This is a genomic window from Nocardia brasiliensis (assembly GCF_011801125.1).
Lineage (GTDB): Bacteria > Actinomycetota > Actinomycetes > Mycobacteriales > Mycobacteriaceae > Nocardia > Nocardia brasiliensis_C.
The window spans coordinates 4,985,216-5,001,734 of record NZ_CP046171.1 but is presented as its reverse complement, the minus strand read 5'-3'; the positions used below and the strand labels follow the sequence as shown (position 1 = coordinate 5,001,734).

Sequence of the window (16,519 nt, the reverse complement as noted above, 5' to 3'; positions counted from 1 at the left end):
GGACAAATTACGCGATTGTCATTCTGTTGCTGAAGTTCCTTTGGGGACAGAAGTGTCGTACGGTTCGAGTGCTTGCTTGTGGGAAAAGAGTGTTGTCAGGGGCGTCTGCGGACCGCTGGGCTGGATGGTTCCGGTGATGCCCATGGGGTGTTTGCCGGAGTCGGGTCCTTTGGGAGGTGCGATGCGCAACAACGGCAGGGCGGCCTATCGGCGGCCGCTGGGGATCGCTCTGGGGTTGCTGGTTTCGGTCGCCGTGGTGCTGGCCGGACCCGCCGTCGCCGTGCCGCCCGCCCCGCCCAATCCGAGCGACGGCGAAATCGCCGATGCCGGAGCGCAAGTCGACGCGAGCATCAGCGAGGTCGGCGCGCTGATCAACCAGGTCGCCTCGGTCGACCAGCAGTTGCAGCAGCTCGACGACGAGGTCGCGCGCAAACGGGAGGCCGTCAACAAGGCGCTGGTCGACCTGCAGGACGCGCGCGAGGCCGCGGACGCGGCCGCCGCCGTCGTGCTCGACACGCAGCGCCAATTGGCCGATGCCGGAACACAGGTCGACCAGGCCAGGCGCAACTTCGACCAGTTCGCGGCCCAGGCCTACACCCGACCGGTCGCCGACTCGATGGTGGTCTACCTGGCCGCCGCCACGCCCGGCGCCGCGCTCGATCAAGCCCAGCTCCTATCGCTGGTCTCGAAGAACCAGCAGCAGGTGCTCGATCGACTACGTCGGGCCCAGATCGATCAGGGCAACAAGAACTCCAGTGCGCGCCAAGCGAAATCGGAGGCCGACGCCGCGGCCGCGGTCGCCGAGCAGAAGAAGATCGATGCCGAGCACGCGGTCGCCGCCGCCAAGGCCGAACTGGATCAGCAGACCGTGCGCCGCGACGACCTGCTCCGCCAGCGCCAAGACGCGCAGGGGCGCTTGGATTTCGCGCGACAGCACGTAGCCGGGTTACAAGGACAGCGCGACGCGTATCTGGCTTGGGATCAACAACGTAAGGCCGAGGAGGCCGCCGTGCGTGCCGCGGCCGCCGCCGCGGCGGCCAGGGCCGCCGCCGACAAGAACGCGCAGGGCCGCGCCGGTCAGCTCAACGCCGAGCAGCGCCCGCACACTCAGCTGGGGGACACACCACCGCCGAAGCGCTCGACGCCGCGCCCGTCGTTTCCGTCCATCACCGGCTCGGCCGCGGTGGAGACGGTGGTCGACCGCGCGCTGTCGCAGCTGGGCGTCATCTACGCGTGGGGCGGCGGCGACGCGAACGGCCCGACGCTCGGCATCCGCGACGGCGGGGTCGCCGACAGCTTCGGCGACTACGAGAAGGTCGGCTTCGATTGTTCGGGCCTGATGATCTATGCCTTTGCCGGGATCGGGGTTTCGCTGCCGCACTACAGCGGGTATCAGTACAACGCCGGTACCCGAGTGCCGGTGGCCGAACGAGCCCGCGGCGACATGCTCTTCTGGGGTGCGAACGCCAGCCAGCACGTCGCGTTGTACCTGGGCGACGGACAGATGGTCGAGGCGCCGCAATCGGGCGAGGTGGTGCGGGTTTCGCCGGTGCGCGAGGGCGGCATCATGCCCTACGCGGTGCGGATCGTCAGCTGAGCTGGTTGCATAGCTGGCGAACACGCGGCAGCGCCGGATTCGCCGCCCGGAGACGAGGCGAAGCTTCGAATTCTCTTCATGTCGGGTCCGGTTGCGGCACATACGGCCATTACCTGGAATAGTTGTGGCAGCACGCACAGGACCAAGGCGAAAGCGGGGATGTTGGTGACTTCGACAGACGGTGTCAGCGGGGCGAAATTGGCGAAAGATGCGCCTGCGTCCACGCCGAACACCCTGGAGCGAGACGTCCAGACCCTGGAGAAGGCGATCTACGAGGTCAAGCGGGTGATCGTCGGCCAGGATCGACTGGTCGAGCGGCTGCTCGTCGGCGTGCTCGCGCGAGGTCACGTCCTGCTCGAGGGCGTGCCGGGCATCGCGAAGACCCTGGCGGTGGAGACCTTCGCCAAGGTGGTCGGCGGCTCGTTCTCCCGCGTGCAGTTCACCCCCGACCTGGTGCCCACCGACCTGATCGGTACCCGCATCTTCCGGCAGGGCCGCGAGGAATTCGACACCGAGCTCGGCCCGGTCGTGGCGAACTTCGTGCTCGCCGACGAGATCAACCGCGCGCCGGCCAAGGTGCAGTCCGCGCTGCTCGAGGTGATGGCCGAGCGGCACGTCTCGATCGGCGGCAAGACCTACCCGATGCCGAACCCGTTCCTGGTGATGGCGACGCAGAACCCGATCGAGAGCGAGGGCGTGTACCCGCTGCCCGAGGCGCAGCGCGACCGCTTCCTGTTCAAGGTCGTCGTCGACTACCCCTCGGTGGAGGAGGAGCGCGAGATCATCTACCGGATGGGTGTCACCCCGCCGGAGGCCACGCGCATCCTGGAACCCGAGGAGATCGTGCGGCTGCAGAAGGTCGCGGCCAATGTCTTCGTGCACCACGCGCTGGTCGACTACGTGGTCCGGGTGATCGCGGCGACCCGCAGGCCCGCCGACTTCGGCATGCAGGACGTGGCCAGCTGGATCTCCTACGGCGCGTCGCCGCGCGCCAGCCTCGGCATCATCGCCGCGGCTCGCGCCGTCGCGCTGATCCGCGGCCGCGACTACGTGGTGCCCCAGGACGTGGTCGAGGTGATCCCGGACGTGCTGCGCCACCGCCTGGTGCTGTCCTACGACGCGCTCGCCGACGAGGTCAGCCCGGAGGACGTGATCAAGCGCGTGCTGCAGACCGTCGGCCTGCCGCAGGTCGCGCCGCAGGCCGTCGCGCCGGGCGCCGGTTCGCCCGCGCCGCAACAGCTTCCGCCGCCGCAGGCCGGCGCGCAGCAGGGTGTGCCGCAGCCGGTGCCGCAGCCGCCGAACGGGCAGCAGTCCCAGCCCGCCGGCAACGTCCAGAACAAGTGACCGCGGCGCAAGAACCGCTGCCCCGCGTGGCCACGTCGCCGCACGCGCCGCCCTCGTTCCAGGCTGGTGAGCTGACCGACCCTCGGTTGTCCGCGGCGCTGAAGACACTCGAGCTGACGGTGCGCCGCAGGCTCGACGGCGTACTGCACGGTGACCATCTCGGGCTCATTCCCGGCCCGGGTTCGGAGCCGGGCGAGGCGCGCACCTACCAGCCGGGTGACGATGTGCGGCAGATGGATTGGTCGGTCACCGCCCGCACCACCCACCCGCACGTGCGGCAGATGATCGCCGACCGCGAGCTGGAGACCTGGATGGTCGTCGACCTCTCGGCGAGCCTGGACTTCGGCACCGCGCTGTGCCAGAAGCGGGACCTGGCGATCGCCGCCGCGGCCGCCATCACCCATCTCACCAGCGGCGGCGGCAACCGGATCGGCGCGGTCGTCGCCACCGGCGAGCGGCTGGTCCGGGTACCAGCGCGCAGCGGTCGGGTGCACGCGCAGTCGCTGCTGCGCAGCATCGCGACCACGCCGCACGCGCGTGACGGGGTGCGCGGCGATCTGCGCGGCGGCATCGAGTCGCTGCGCAGGCCGCAGCGCAAACGCGGCCTCGCGGTGATCATCAGCGACTTCCTCGGCGACATCGACTGGCAGCGCTCGCTGCGTGCCATCTCCGCGCGCCACGACCTGCTCGCGGTCGAGATCATCGATCCGCGCGATCTGGCGCTGCCCGATATCGGCGATGTCGTGCTGCACGACCCCGAGACCGGGCGCACCCGCGAGTTCAGCGTGACGCCCACGCTGCGCGCGGATTTCGCGGCCGCGGCCCAGCGCCACCGCACCCAGGTCGAACAGGCCCTGCGCAGCTGCGGCGCGCCGGTCCTGACCCTGCACACCGATAGGGACTGGATCGCCGACGTGGTCCGGTTCGTGTCCACCCGGCGCCACAGCCTCGGCGCCCCGAGCGGGCGGGTCCCACGTCAGTGAGTATTTCGCATTTCACCGCGGCGCTCTGGCTCGGCTTCCTCGCCGTCCTCGCGCTGATCGCGCTGGGCTATGTCCTGGTACAGCGCGGCAAGCACAAGCACATGCTGCGGTTCAGCAACATGGAGCTGCTGGAGAAGGTCGCGCCCGCGCGTCCGAGTCCGTTACGGCACGTGCCGATCGCGCTGATGCTGGTCGGGTTGGTGTTCCTGACCATCGCGGCGGCCGGGCCGACGGCGGTGAAGAAGGTGGCCCGCAACCGCGCGACCGTCATGCTGGTGATGGACGTGTCGCTGTCGATGGAGGCGACCGACGTGCCACCGAGCCGGATCGAGGTCGCGAAGAAGGCGGGCAAGGAGTTCGTCGACGGCCTGCCCAGCGGACTCAACATCGGCTTCATCACCTTCGCGGGCACCGCATCGGTGATGGTCTCGCCGACGACCAACCACGAATCGGTGAAGGCCGCCATCGACAACGCCAAGCTGGCCGAGCGCACCGCGACCGGCGAGGGCATCCTCACCGCGCTCAACGCGATCGACACCCTCGCCTCGGTGCTCGGCGGCGCGCAGGAGCCGCCGCCGGCCCGGATCGTGCTGATGTCGGACGGCAAGCAGACCGTGCCCGCGTTCGAGGACGTGGACAACCCGCGGCACGAATTCGTCGCCGCGCGACTGGCGAAGAACAAGAACGTCCCGATCTCGACGATCTCCTACGGCACCCGGTGGGGCAAGGTCAGCATCCCGCGCGAGGACGGGTCCAGCGACGACGTGCCGGTGCCGGTCGACGACGACGCGATGCGCGAGCTCGCGCGGCTGTCCGGCGGCGAGTTCTACACCGCGTCCACGCTGCAGGAACTGAGCAAGGTGTACGACACCCTCGAGCAGCAGATCGGTTTCGAGCTGACCAGGGGCGACGCGAGCAGGCCGTGGTTGCTGCTCGGCCTGCTGATCACCTCCGCCGGTGTGATCGCCGGGCTGCTGTACCGCCAGCGCCTGCCCTAGACGTTCTCGGAAGTCTCCGCCGAGTCGCCCTGGCGCCACGCACGTTTCGGCCGCTGCCGCGGGCGCCGACGCCGGGGTGACGGGCCGGTTCCGCGCGCTCGCGCGGGTCCCGCACCGGGCCGATGACCGTTCTGTCCGAACCTGCTTCGCTACGGTCGCGGCACCGTCCGGACCAGGGGCGGGCGGGTTTTCGAGCGGCGGCTCGCACCAGGTAGGTTGTTCCCCATGTCGAACATCACATCCCGGTCTGTCCTGGTCACCGGTGGTAACCGTGGCATCGGTCTCGCAGTCGCGCAGCGTTTGGCGGCCGACGGTCACAAGGTCGCCGTCACCCACCGCGGTTCCGGCGCGCCCGAGGGGATGCTCGGCGTGAAATGCGATGTGACGGACGCGGAATCGATCGACCGCGCCTTCACCGAGGTCGAGGAGAAGCAGGGCCCGGTCGAGGTGCTGGTGGCCAACGCGGGCATCGTCGACAACACGCTGCTGATGCGGATGGACGAGGAGCAGTTCACCCGCGTCATCGACGCCAACCTGACCGGCGCCTTCCGCTGCGCCAAGCGCGCCAACCGCGCGATGCTGCGCGCGAAGTTCGGCCGGATCATCTTCCTCGGCTCGGTGGTCGGCCTCAAGGGTGCGCCGGGGCAGGTCAACTACGCTGCGGCCAAGGCGGGCCTGGTCGGCATGGCGCGCGCGATCACCATGGAGATCGGCTCGCGCAACATCACCGCCAACGTCGTGGCGCCGGGCCTGATCGAGACCGATATGACCCGCGAAGAGATGACCGACGAAATGCGTGACCTGGTGCTGAAGTACGGCATCCCGGCCAAGCGGATGGGCCAGCCGGAGGAGGTCGCCGGGGCGATCAGCTTCCTGGCCTCCGACGACGCGGGCTACATCACCGGCGCGGTCATCCCGGTCGACGGCGGCTTCGGCATGGGCCACTAGGCTCTGTCTCGAAGTCCCATCCGGCGCCTCCACGGTTCAGCTCGCCGCCTGGCCGCGTTGTCGTCGTCGCCGATACCACCCCGGTATCGGCTTCTCCTCCGCCTTGCCAGGCGACGAGCTGATCCGCGGATGCATCCGGCCGGACTTCGAGACAGAGCCTTGGTCTTTTCACCACACAACCCGAAATCAGGAGAACCGAGAACCCATGGGCGGACTGCTCGAAGGCAAGACCATTCTGGTGACCGGCATCATCACCGACTCGTCGATCGCGTTCCACGCGGCCGCGGTCGCGCAGGAGCAGGGCGCGAAGGTGATCATCACCGGCATTCCGGAGCGGCTGCGGTTGATCGACCGCATCGCCAAGCGGCTGCCGCAGGAGGTCCCCCCGGCTATCCCGCTCGACGTCACCAGCGAGGAGAACCTCGCCGAGCTCGCGGACAAGCTGCGTGAGCTGGCTCCCGAGGGCATCGACGGCGTGTTGCACTCCATCGCGTTCGCGCCGCGCACCCTGATGGGCCCCGAGGCGCTGCCGTTCCTCGACGGTCCTGGCCCGGACGCGGCCAAGGCCTTCGAGATCTCGGCGTGGAGCTACGCCTCGCTGGCGCGCGCGGTGCTGCCGGTGATGAACGAGCGCGGCTCGATCGTCGGCATGGACTTCGATCCGCGCACCGCGATGCCGTTCTACAACTGGATGGGTGTGGCCAAGGCCGCGCTCGAGTCGGTGAACCGCTACGTCGCGCGAGAGGTGGGCGCGGCCAAGAAGATTCGCTCCAACCTGATCGCCGCGGGTCCGATCAAGACCCTCGCCGCCAAGGCCATCGCGGGCACCGCGACCGACGATGCCGCCAAGCTCAACCAGCTCAACGAGTACTGGGACGGCGCGTCGCCGATCGGCTGGGACGTCGACGACCCGACGGTCGTCGCCAAGTCGATCGTCGCGATGCTCTCGGACTGGCTGCCCGGCACCACCGCCTCGATCATCTACGTCGACGGCGGGGCCAGCCACAACACCTGGTTCCCCGAGGACATGTCGATCAACTGAGTCATCCCGGAGGAGAGATCGTGGCACGGGCCGCCGACGCACTGCTGTTGCTGTCCTTCGGCGGCCCGGAGCGCCCCGAAGACGTGCTGCCGTTCCTGGAGAACGTCACCAGGGGCCGGGGCGTGCCGCGCGCACGGCTCGACGAGGTCGCCCAGCACTACCTGCATTTCGGCGGCGTCTCGCCGATCAACGCGCTCAACCGCGACATCATCGCGGCGGTCGAACGCGAATTGGCTGCGGCCGGTATCGATCTGCCGGTGTACTTCGGCAATCGGAACTGGACCCCGATGGTGGCGGACACCGTCGCGCGGATGGCCGCCGACGGTGTGCGCTCCGCGCTGGTGTTTCCGACCTCGGCCTGGGGCGGTTACTCGGGCTGTCTGCAGTACCACGAGGACATCGCCAGGGCGCGAACGGCTTTCGGCGACGGTGCGCCGGAGCTGGTGAAGCTGCGCCAGTACTTCGATCACCCGCTGCTGATCGCGGCCTTCGCCGACGCCGTCGCCGCGGCGCGGCAGGAGCTTCCGGCCGAGCGCCGCGCCGCGGCCCGGCTGGTCTTCACCGCGCACTCCATCCCGATCGCGGCCGATGCCGCCGCGGGTCCAGCCGCCGACGGCGGGCACCTGTACAGCCGTCAGGTCGCCGAGGCGGCCCGACTGGTCGCCGCCGCAACCGGTTTCACCGACTACGACGTGGTGTGGCAGTCCCGCTCCGGTCCGCCGCAGGTGCCATGGCTCGATCCCGACATCGTCGATCACCTCGACGAGCTGGGCGCCAAGCGGGTCGAGGCGGTCATCGTCTGCCCGGTCGGCTTCGTCTCCGATCACCTGGAGGTGATCTGGGATCTCGACAACGAGGCCGCGCAGAAGGCCGCCGAGCTCGGCATGGCCTTCGCGCGGGCGCGCACCCCGGGCACCGATCCCCGATTCGCGCGCCTGGTCGTCGAATTGCTCAGCGAGCACCTGGCCGACGCGGCCCCGCGGCGGCTCGGCGAGGTACCCGGTTACGGCTGTACGGCCGACGGCGCACCGTGCTTCATCGGGTGCTGTGCCCTCCCAAGTAGGGGCACCGTTCAGCGATGACCCGCGGTTAGCTCTGCGATAGCATCGCTGTCGCCTTCGGACGAAGCCGAAGCGGGGCGCAAGGTGAGAATTGATGACATATATCGACATGATGACCGCAACCGGACAGTTGGACCTGGGGGCATGGTCCGACGACACGGTGTGGACGGCCGCGATGGAGGCCACGGAGGCGCGACGGCGGGGGAGCCGTGGCAAGGGTGGTTCCTGGGTCGTGGGGCTGATCTGCCTCGGTCTGGTCGTCGCCGGCATGGCGGTCATCATCTGGCTCTCCCGTAGAAGCAGAAGACAGAATCAGAATCAGTTGCCGCAGCAGGGTAATGGCGCGCAGCAGTATCCGCAGCAGCAGTATCCCGGGCAGCAGTATCCGCAGCAACAGGCGTATCCGGGCCAGCAGCAGGGCTACCCACAGCCGTATCAGCAGGGCCAGCAGCCGTATCAGCAAGGGCAGCAGCCGTATCAGGCACAGCCTTATCAAGGCCAGCAGCCCTGCCAGGGGCAGCCGTACCAGCAGCCCTACCCGCCGCAGGGGCAGCAGTACCCCCAGCAGGCGCCGTATCCGCCGCAGCGCTGACCCGGATCAGCATCCGCTATCCGACGCCCCCGCATCCTGGCTTGCTTTGTGACACAACGTGTCCAGTGACAGCCAGGGTGCGGGGGCGTCGGTTCAGAACAGGGTGGACGACACGCGCGTGTAGACGCCGGGGTAACCGGGTTCGCCGGCGCCCTTGCCCCACGAGGTGAGCCCGACTAGTTCGCCGTCGACGAGAAGTGGCCCGCCACTGTCGAATTGGGCGGTATCGGCGTCGGTCGAACCGGCGCACAAGGCTTCTCGGGGATCGAAGGCCTCGTGGTAGGCCGAGCAGTCGGCGTCGAGCGGGACGGTGGCGGCGTGCAGCAGCGGGTTCGTCCAGTCGTCGGCCGTGGTGGCGCCCCAGCCGAGGACGGTGCCGGAGGCGCCGTTGGCCGGGGCGATCCGCACCGTGGGGCGTCGCATCGGATGGTCGAGGGTGAGGATCGCCAGATCATGGTGATAGGCGAGGTCGGTGTCGAACACGGTGACCCCGAAGTCGGGATGCACCCTGACCTCGGTGACACCGACCGAGATGCCCGCGTCGGTGCGCAGGTCGGAGCGGTCGAAGGTGACACGCAGCGCGGCGGCTGTCCCGCCGGTGAACACCGCGCAGTGGGCCGCGGTGACCACCCGGTCGGGCGCGATCAGCGCGCCCGCGCAGAACTGCCCGCTCGGGCGCGGCGGGAGCAGCGGGGTGCCGATGGCGACCAGCCACGGATACGCGGACGCGTCGGCCGGTTGCCCGCCGACCACCGCCTGCGCCCGCGGCGTCGCGGGCGGGCCGAGGCCGATCGCCGCCGCGGTGACGGCGGCCGCGAGTATCGCCGTAGCACGCATCGCGCACCTCCTTACTCGACGCACACTATTGCGTGATCGCGCCGCGTGCGACCGGTGCCGGACCGCCTTGCGGCGCAGTGCGGCGAACGCCGCGAAGCGGGCGCTCAGGCGCCGCGGGCCGCCGCGTGCACCGCGACCAACCGCGCCGCGCGGATCGCGTCCCACAGCGGGCGCAGCAGCGACTCCTGGGCGCCGATCGCGGTCGCCGAGGTCGGCGAGGACGCCGGTTCCCGTTGCGCCACCGTGAGAATCGCGGCGACATGGTCGGCGGTGTCGAGAATCTTCCTGGCCCGCAACGGAATCGAGTCCGGGTAGTCGTGCCTGGAGTAGTCCGCGAGCTCGGCCTCGATGAGCTCGCGCGGGTCCGAATCGGCCGAGCCGACCGAGGTGGTGTGCAGCTGCATCAGGGCGTCGGCGGCGTCGCGAACCGCTTCGCGCATAGCGAATTCCGCCTCACCGAGCGACATGTCGGGGCCGGGCTCGGCCGGAATCGGCGTGCTGTACACCGACCACTGCAGGGTGTCGTCATCGGTCCACTGCGGGATCAGTCCGGTACCCTCCGTGCCCGGCGCGCCGACGAGCAGACCCTCCTGCGCCTCGATCGCGTCGGCGGCGAAGGCGGTGCCGACCGGTAGTCCGCGCACGTCGCCCGGCACTGGCAGCACGAGCCGGATCCGCGCGCCGGGCTGCGCCGTCGCCTCGCGAATCACCTTGAGCAGCGCCATCATCCCCGTGCCGGGCAGGTTGCCGCGCGAGGACCAGGGTAGGTCGGAGCGGCCGCCGGTGACCGGGTCGCCTGCCGCGATGGTGTGGCTGCCCGCCCAGGCGTGCAGGGCCTCCAATACGTCGTCGGGCGCGCTGCGGCCGGCCAGCCAGGAGCCGGCCCACACCGTCAGCGTGGCACTAGGAGAGCACATAATTATCGAGCATAAAGGGTGACCGTTATTCCCGGGCATTCCCGCGAGAGGCATTCCTGAGCTGCGTCGGGAGTACCGCTCATGACTCCGCCTCGCTGGCGCTCGGCTCCGTCATGCGCGATGCGCGCTGTGTCATGATTCGCTCACTTCGTTCGCTCATGACTCCGCCTCGCTGGCGCTCGGCTCCGTCATGCGCGATGCGCGCTGTGTCATGATTCGCTCACTTCGTTCGCTCATGCCGGTTCGGTGACGAAGTCGATGAGTCGTTCCACCGCCCCGATCAGCGGCGCCTCGAGATCCCGGAAGGACTCGACCGCGCCGTAGACCCGCCGCCACCCGTCCTGTGGGGTGCCCCAGCCGAGCCGGGTGCAGATGCCGGTCTTCCAGTCCTCGCCGCGCGGTACTTGCGGCCACGCGTCGATGCCGACCGTGGCGGGCCGCACCGCCTGCCACACGTCGATGAACGGATGACCGGTGACCAGCACGTGCGGGCCGAGCCCGGTGGTGAGCTGGGTTTCCTTCGAGCCGGTGACCAGGTGGTCGACCAGCACGCCGACCCGTCTGCCCGGACCGGGCTCGAACTCCACCAGCCGCTCGGCCAGGTTGTCCAGCCCCTCCAGATGCTCGACGACCACGCCCTCGACCCGCAGATCGTGGCCCCAGACCCGCTCGACCAGCGCGGCGTCGTGCACGCCCTCGACCCAGATGCGGCTGGTCCTGGCAACCCGGGCGCGCAGGCCTGTCACCTTGGTCGAGCCGGAGGCCGAGCGGGTCTGTTGCTTCGGGGCCGCTGCTCGGGGCCGGACCAGCGTGACCGGCTTGCCGTCGATCAGGAACGCGGCCTCGCGCAGCGCGAACAACCGCACCGCGCCGCGCGCGTCCTCCAGCTTCACGAACTCGCCGTCGTAGCTGCGGTCGAAACCCACCACGGCGCCGCAGAATCCGCTGGCGGCGTCCTCGACGACGAGGTCGCGCTCGGCGGTGACCTGCGGTACCGCCCGCTTTTTCGCCCGGGAGTGCCCGGAGAAGATGTCGCCGCCGTACCTGTCATGCCCGCTCATCCGCCCGAAGATAGCAGGCGGACATCCGCATTCGGTTCCGCGAATCGCGGGGGTGGTGGTGCCGTGCCTGACCAGGCGGATGCAACATTCCAGGCACACATGATCGTCAACCAGCGCGTCGACCGGTGGCGGCGCACTAGAGTGGGCAGCGTGGCCGCAATAGTTTGGCTGGTCGCGGGGATCCTGCTCGCGGCAGCGGAGATGCTCGTCGGGGACCTGACCTTGCTCATGCTCGGCGTCGCCGCGCTCGGCACCGCGGGTGTGAGTTCGGTCGCGGACACCTCGCTGGTGGTGGACGCGATCGTGTTCGGCGTGATGACGCTGGTGTTGTTCCTCGGGGTGCGGCCGGTGCTGCGTCGCCGCTTCGGCAACCCGCCGCCGATTCCGACGAATGTCGATGCCCTGCAAGGTAAGTCGGCGGTGGTGCTGGAGCAGGTCGGTGCGCACGCCGGTCAGGTGAAGCTGGCCGGGGAGGTATGGACGGCGCGTCCGATGGACGAGTCCGAGGTGTATGAACCGGGCACGAAGGTGTTCGTCATGAGGATCGACGGCGCGACCGCCGTCGTCTGGAAGGGGCCGTGATGGGTGTACTGATCGTTGCCGCCGTACTCGTCCTTTTGGTCGTGGTGGTGGTCTTCAAGTCGATCGCGCTGGTACCGCAGGCGGAGGCGGCGGTGATCGAACGGCTCGGCCGGTATTCGCGCACCGTGTCCGGCCAGCTGACCTTCCTCGTGCCGTTCGCCGATCGCATCCGTGCCAAGGTCGACCTGCGCGAGCGGGTGGTCTCCTTCCCGCCGCAGCCGGTGATCACCGAGGACAATCTGACCCTGCACATCGACACGGTGGTGTACTTCCAGGTCACCAGCCCGCAGGCGGCGGTCTACGAGATCAGCAACTACATCGCCGCGGTCGAGCAGCTCACCGTCACCACGCTGCGCAACGTGGTCGGCGGTATGACCCTGGAACAGACGCTGACCTCCCGCGATCAGATCAACGGCCAGCTGCGCGGCGTGCTCGACGAGGCGACCGGCCGCTGGGGCCTGCGGGTGGCCCGGGTCGAGCTGAAGAGCATCGACCCGCCGCCGTCGATCCAGGAGTCGATGGAAAAGCAGATGAAGGCCGACCGCGAGAAGCGCGCCATGATCCTCACCGCGGAGGGCACCCGCGAATCGCAGATCAAGACCGCCGAGGGTTCCAAGCAGGCCCAGATCCTGTCCGCCGAGGGCGCCAAGCAGTCGGCCATCCTCGCCGCCGAGGGTGAACGGCAGAGCCGCATCCTGCGCGCGCAGGGTGAACGGGCCGCGTCCTATCTGCAGGCGCAAGGTCAGGCCAAGGCCATCGAAAAGGTCTTCGCCGCCATCAAGAACGGCAAGCCGACGCCGGAACTGCTTGCCTACCAATACATGCAGACCCTGCCCATGGTCGCGCGCGGTGACGCCAACAAGGTGTGGCTGGTGCCGAGCGACTTCGGCAAGGCGCTGGAGGGCTTCGCGACCAGCTTCGGCACCAAGGGCGAGGACGGCGTATTCCGTTACGAGCCACCGTCTTCCGACAGCGAACAGGTCAAGGTCGAGGACGACTCCGATGTCGCGGGCTGGTTCGATACGGCATCGGACCCGAACATCGAACGCGCGGTCCGCGCCGCCGAGGCCACCGCGCGCACGCCGGTGGAGGGTCTGATGTCCGCGCCGCCCGCCGCGCCGCACCAGCCCGCGCCGCACCAGCCGGTGCTGCCGCAGGAGCAGCAGCCCCCGGCGTTACAACAGCAGCAGCCGCAGCAACCGCAGCCGCAGCAACCGCAACCGCCGCAGCCACCCGCCTATCGACCGGAGGACCCGCACGGCAGGCCGTGGCAGCCGCCGGAGAACTTCGCCAAGTAGGCGAATTCGCGACAGCGAGGCGGCTTCGGGGGGCGATGCGAACCAGGCGCGAACTTTTGCAGGTGGCGCTCGTCGCGCCGCTTGCCGCCGCATGCGCCCCCGACCTGCTGCTCGGGAATCCCGATGCGGTGCGGGTCGGGGTGTCTTGGAGTGGGACCGAACTGAGCGCATTTCGCGCGGTGCTGGCTCGCCTGCGCTACCCCCATCCGGTGGACGTGGTGCCGCTCGGCGACGAGATCGAGACCGCGTTCACCGCGGGCGGGCGTTCGGCGCCCGACCTCGTGCTGCTGCCGCAGGCGGGCCGGGTGCGCCCGCTGGCCGAGCGTGGCAAACTGCGGGCGCTGCCGCAGCGGCTGTGGTCCGACGGCGCGGACCCGGCCTATCCCGAAATCTGGCGACAGTTGTTGCAGCACAACGGAAAACCGTACGCAGTGCCGTTCAAGGCCGCCGACAAATCGCTGGTCTGGTACGACCGGCAACTGGTCGAACGGTACCGGCTCGGCGACCCGGCGGGCTGGACGCTGGCGGACTGGCTGGACCGGATGGAGTTTCTCGCCGACGCGCCCGTGCGCTTGCTCGCGCTCGGCGCGGCCGACGGCTGGGTGCTCACCGACGTGTTCGAGAACGCGCTGCTCGCCGAGTCCCCGCGGATCTACGACGAGGTCGCCGCGGGCCGGGCCAACCGGACCTGGGCGAGTCCGGCGGTGCGGGCGGCATTCGGGCATCTTGGCTCGCTGTGGGGGCACCGGCACGCGTTCCCCGGCGGCATCGCGGTGGCCCTGACCCAGCAGTTCCCGGACGCCGTGCGCACGGTGTTCGAGCAGCGGCGCGCGGTGATGGTGGTGGCCCCGGATTTCGCCGAGCCGATCGTGCGTGCGGCGGTGCGCCGGTCCGGACGGCGGGTGCCCGACGCGGTCGGCGTTGCCGCGTTTCCCGCCGTGACGGCGGCGGTGGCCGCGCCGCGCATCGTCGGCGGTGACGTGATAGTGGTGACCGAGTCGGCCGGCGATCGGGCGATCGCGCTCGTCGAGGCACTGGCCGCGCCGAACGCCCCGCTGCCATGGATCGACGGCTACGGCGGGTTCATCGCGCCGAATCTGCGCACCGAGGCCCGGTATTCGCCGCTGCTGGAACCGTCGGCGCGCACCCTGCGCACGCGCACCGCGTTCGACCTGTCCGACCGGATCGGCGCGGTCGGCGGCCGCAACGGCCTGTGGCGCATCCTCACCGACTTCCTGACCACGGTGGGCAACGGGGCGACCGAGCGTCTGGACGAGGCGACCGATCGCGCGATCGCCGCCCTGGACGCGGTGGATCGGCGGCGGCGGTGACCGGACGGCAGGACTATCAGGCACACGGCCTGCTGCTCGAGCTCGCCACCCGGCGCATGCGCGGCCCGCTCGTCCCAGGGAGTCACCCGCGCCGCTGGACGGGGGTCGCCGCCGCGCTGCCCGCGACGGTGCTGACCGTGTCGCTGGTCGTGGCGCCGGTGGTATGGACCGTGGTGAGCGCGGCGCGGGCGCGACCGCTGCTGGTCGGTTCCTGTCTGCTCGCGGCGCTCGGCGGGGTGGGTCTCACACTGCTGGCCAGGCAGCGGCGCGCGGTGGGGGCGCGGCCGGTGATCAGGGGTCGGCGGTGGCTCGCGCGGCGTCGAGTGCCGTTGCCGCGGTGGCTGATTCGAGTGGTGCCGCGCGCGGTCGCGCTCGTGCTGTTGGCGGCGGCGCTGGCGCTCGTCGGTGGCGGATCGTGGCTGCTCGGCACCGCGCTCGGCCGCGACGGCGGGCTGGCCTATCTGCGCACGCTCGGCTGGCTGCTGGTGGGGGTGCTGATGCTGGCGGCGGCGCTGTGCGTGGCGTGGTGGGCGCGCGATTCACAGTGGCTGTGGCGCCCGCTCATCGTGTCGTTCGGCATCTCGGCGGTGGTGTCGGGCGTGGCGTTCCGGCTGATCTTCGAATACCTTGGCGACCTGCTCGGCATCGACAGCGTGGTGGGCTATCGGATCTGGTACGCCCTGATGCTGTGCTCGGCCTTCGTGTGGACCTGGTTCGGGTTCGTGACCGGACTGTTCCGCGCGGGCATCCGGGCCATCGAGACCGACTCGGTCCGCTCGGGCTTCCTGCACCACGGCCCGGGACGATTTCCGTTGCGGCTGTTCGGCTTACTGCGTCCGGTGGTGCTGATCGTCGGGCTCGCCGTCGGCGTCGCCGCCGCGCGCGTGTTCGACGTGGTGCTGATCGGGGTGCCCGGTTCGATGCAGTACGAGCTGGACAGCGCGACCGTGCACTGGTGGCGGATGGCCGTCGACACCGCGACCGACCCGGGCGAGGCCGCGGCCTACGGCCTGCCGCTCGCGGTGCTCGTCGGATTCCTGGCCTGGCTGCTGCAGACCGACATCCGCAGGCATCGGACCAGCTGGTCCGGGCGGGCGGCGGTGACCGGGGCGGTGGCACGGTCGCCGCGGAAACCGTTGCGGCTGTTGGGCATCGTCGCGGTGTCGGTGCTCGCGCTGGTGCCGATCGGTTGGCTGGTGCACGCCTGCCTGCGGGATCGGGACGGGTACGGCACGGGCGCGCTCACCAGGGTGTGGCGCGACCCCGCCCTGCCGCGCGCGCTCGAAACCACCGTGTGGGTGGCGGGTTTGGCCACTCTGGTGGTGGTCGCCGCGGCGGTGCCGGTGGCGTATCGGCTCGCCGCGCTGCGCCCGAACCGGCCCGCCGCGACCGGCGCGGTGGTGGCGCTGGTCGTGCTCTCGGTGCTGCCGGTGCAGAGCTATCTGGGGCCGGTGGACGCCTTCATCGATGCCTACGGGCTGTCCGGCACCCGAATACCGTTGATCCTGCTGCATGCCGCCGCTGGGCTGCCGATCGCGATCCTGGTGCTGCGCGGTGCGCTGCTCGCGCCGCCGGGCAGTCCCGCCGCTGACGCGCTGCACGGGCTGGCCGGTCCCGGCACCATCGCGCGCCGTGTGCTCGTCTCCGCGGGGCCCGCGCTCGGCGCGGTGGCCGCGCTCGAATTCATCCAGGTGTGGAACGATTTCGTGATCGGCCTGCTGATCAGCGGCGCGGGCGCGACACCGTGGTCGCTGCTGCTGTGGGGTGAGGCGCGCCAATTCGGTGAGAACTCGGCGCAATTGGCCGCGGGCGCGCTGATCTCGGCGGTGCTGCCGGTCGCATTGCTGCTGGTCACCTGGCGGCGCTGGCTGGTTCCCGGACTCACCGGGGGAGCGTTGCGGTGAGCGTCGGGTCATGGCGTGCGGCGG

Annotated in this window: 15 protein-coding genes; 12 read left to right on the top strand and 3 right to left on the bottom strand. The window is 70.1% G+C overall.

Annotated features, from left to right (window positions below; all coding sequences use genetic code 11):
• Positions 1 to 181 precede the first annotated feature (181 nt).
• The 8 genes from F5X71_RS22500 (at position 182) to F5X71_RS36530 (ending at position 8,565) form a co-directional block, all read left to right on the top strand.
• Positions 182 to 1,597: an NlpC/P60 family protein gene (locus tag F5X71_RS22500; RefSeq protein ID WP_167463825.1), complete on the top strand. Its 1,416-nt coding sequence runs from the start codon at positions 182 to 184 to the stop codon at positions 1,595 to 1,597.
• A gap of 159 nt (positions 1,598 to 1,756) precedes the next feature.
• Positions 1,757 to 2,941 carry an AAA family ATPase gene (locus F5X71_RS22495; RefSeq protein ID WP_167463824.1) on the top strand — a complete coding sequence of 395 codons (1,185 nt, stop codon included), beginning with the start codon at positions 1,757 to 1,759 and terminating at the stop codon, positions 2,939 to 2,941.
• Entirely contained in the window at positions 2,938 to 3,924 is a 987-nt protein-coding gene (locus F5X71_RS22490) for a DUF58 domain-containing protein (protein ID WP_238815402.1), read from the top strand. Before F5X71_RS22495 ends, F5X71_RS22490 begins: the two co-directional genes overlap by 4 nt.
• The gene (locus F5X71_RS22485) at positions 3,921 to 4,922 is read left to right on the top strand and encodes a VWA domain-containing protein (RefSeq protein ID WP_167463823.1); all 1,002 of its coding nucleotides are present in this window, start codon (positions 3,921 to 3,923) and stop codon (positions 4,920 to 4,922) included. The genes F5X71_RS22490 and F5X71_RS22485 overlap by 4 nt, the downstream gene beginning before the upstream one ends.
• Positions 4,923 to 5,147: 225 nt before the next feature.
• Positions 5,148 to 5,870 carry a 3-oxoacyl-ACP reductase FabG1 gene (gene fabG1 / locus F5X71_RS22480; protein ID WP_167463822.1) on the top strand — a complete coding sequence of 241 codons (723 nt, stop codon included), beginning with the start codon at positions 5,148 to 5,150 and terminating at the stop codon, positions 5,868 to 5,870.
• Between the two features lie 205 nt (positions 5,871 to 6,075).
• A complete protein-coding gene (inhA, locus tag F5X71_RS22475; protein ID WP_167463821.1) occupies positions 6,076 to 6,912 on the top strand; it encodes an NADH-dependent enoyl-ACP reductase InhA in 837 nt (278 codons plus the stop codon).
• Between the two features lie 20 nt (positions 6,913 to 6,932).
• Positions 6,933 to 7,994, top strand: coding sequence for a ferrochelatase (locus tag F5X71_RS22470; RefSeq protein WP_167463820.1), 1,062 nt, complete (start codon positions 6,933 to 6,935; stop codon positions 7,992 to 7,994).
• A gap of 73 nt (positions 7,995 to 8,067) precedes the next feature.
• Positions 8,068 to 8,565 (top strand): hypothetical protein, encoded by a 498-nt coding sequence (locus F5X71_RS36530; protein ID WP_194250725.1) that lies wholly within the window; start codon positions 8,068 to 8,070, stop codon positions 8,563 to 8,565.
• 93 nt (positions 8,566 to 8,658) lie between these two features.
• Here F5X71_RS36530 and F5X71_RS22460 read toward each other — a convergent pair whose 3' ends face one another.
• The 3 genes from F5X71_RS22460 to F5X71_RS22450 form a co-directional block, all read right to left on the bottom strand.
• Positions 8,659 to 9,402, bottom strand: a complete 744-nt coding sequence (locus tag F5X71_RS22460) for a S1 family peptidase (RefSeq protein ID WP_167463819.1) — start codon at positions 9,400 to 9,402, stop codon at positions 8,659 to 8,661.
• A gap of 104 nt (positions 9,403 to 9,506) precedes the next feature.
• Positions 9,507 to 10,319 (bottom strand): hypothetical protein, encoded by an 813-nt coding sequence (locus tag F5X71_RS22455; RefSeq protein ID WP_167463818.1) that lies wholly within the window; start codon positions 10,317 to 10,319, stop codon positions 9,507 to 9,509.
• Between the two features lie 233 nt (positions 10,320 to 10,552).
• Positions 10,553 to 11,380, bottom strand: a complete 828-nt coding sequence (locus F5X71_RS22450; RefSeq protein WP_167463817.1) for a DUF3097 domain-containing protein — start codon at positions 11,378 to 11,380, stop codon at positions 10,553 to 10,555.
• 150 nt (positions 11,381 to 11,530) lie between these two features.
• On the opposite strand from F5X71_RS22450, the gene F5X71_RS22445 reads away from it, so the two are divergent.
• The 4 genes from F5X71_RS22445 to F5X71_RS22430 are packed head-to-tail and all read left to right on the top strand — an operon-like array spanning position 11,531 to position 16,495.
• Positions 11,531 to 11,962, top strand: coding sequence for an NfeD family protein (locus tag F5X71_RS22445; RefSeq protein ID WP_174817117.1), 432 nt, complete (start codon positions 11,531 to 11,533; stop codon positions 11,960 to 11,962).
• On the top strand, positions 11,962 to 13,260 hold the full coding sequence (locus F5X71_RS22440; RefSeq protein WP_167463815.1) for an SPFH domain-containing protein: 1,299 nt from the start codon (positions 11,962 to 11,964) through the stop codon (positions 13,258 to 13,260). Before F5X71_RS22445 ends, F5X71_RS22440 begins: the two co-directional genes overlap by 1 nt.
• Positions 13,261 to 13,295: 35 nt before the next feature.
• Positions 13,296 to 14,591, top strand: a complete 1,296-nt coding sequence (locus tag F5X71_RS22435) for an extracellular solute-binding protein (protein WP_238815401.1) — start codon at positions 13,296 to 13,298, stop codon at positions 14,589 to 14,591.
• Positions 14,588 to 16,495 carry a hypothetical protein gene (locus F5X71_RS22430; protein WP_167463814.1) on the top strand — a complete coding sequence of 636 codons (1,908 nt, stop codon included), beginning with the start codon at positions 14,588 to 14,590 and terminating at the stop codon, positions 16,493 to 16,495. The genes F5X71_RS22435 and F5X71_RS22430 overlap by 4 nt, the downstream gene beginning before the upstream one ends.
• Positions 16,496 to 16,519 lie beyond the last annotated feature (24 nt).

Coding starts and splice junctions, on each gene's coding strand:
- F5X71_RS22500 (WP_167463825.1), top strand. CDS start 182: ATGCGCAACAACGGCAGGGCGGCCTATCGGCGGCCGCTGGGGATCGCT.
- F5X71_RS22495 (WP_167463824.1), top strand. CDS start 1,757: ATGTTGGTGACTTCGACAGACGGTGTCAGCGGGGCGAAATTGGCGAAA.
- fabG1 (WP_167463822.1), top strand. CDS start 5,148: ATGTCGAACATCACATCCCGGTCTGTCCTGGTCACCGGTGGTAACCGT.
- inhA (WP_167463821.1), top strand. CDS start 6,076: ATGGGCGGACTGCTCGAAGGCAAGACCATTCTGGTGACCGGCATCATC.
- F5X71_RS36530 (WP_194250725.1), top strand. CDS start 8,068: ATGACATATATCGACATGATGACCGCAACCGGACAGTTGGACCTGGGG.
- F5X71_RS22460 (WP_167463819.1), bottom strand. CDS start 9,402: ATGCGTGCTACGGCGATACTCGCGGCCGCCGTCACCGCGGCGGCGATC.
- F5X71_RS22455 (WP_167463818.1), bottom strand. CDS start 10,319: ATGTGCTCTCCTAGTGCCACGCTGACGGTGTGGGCCGGCTCCTGGCTG.
- F5X71_RS22450 (WP_167463817.1), bottom strand. CDS start 11,380: ATGAGCGGGCATGACAGGTACGGCGGCGACATCTTCTCCGGGCACTCC.
- F5X71_RS22440 (WP_167463815.1), top strand. CDS start 11,962: ATGGGTGTACTGATCGTTGCCGCCGTACTCGTCCTTTTGGTCGTGGTG.
- F5X71_RS22435 (WP_238815401.1), top strand. CDS start 13,296: ATGCGAACCAGGCGCGAACTTTTGCAGGTGGCGCTCGTCGCGCCGCTT.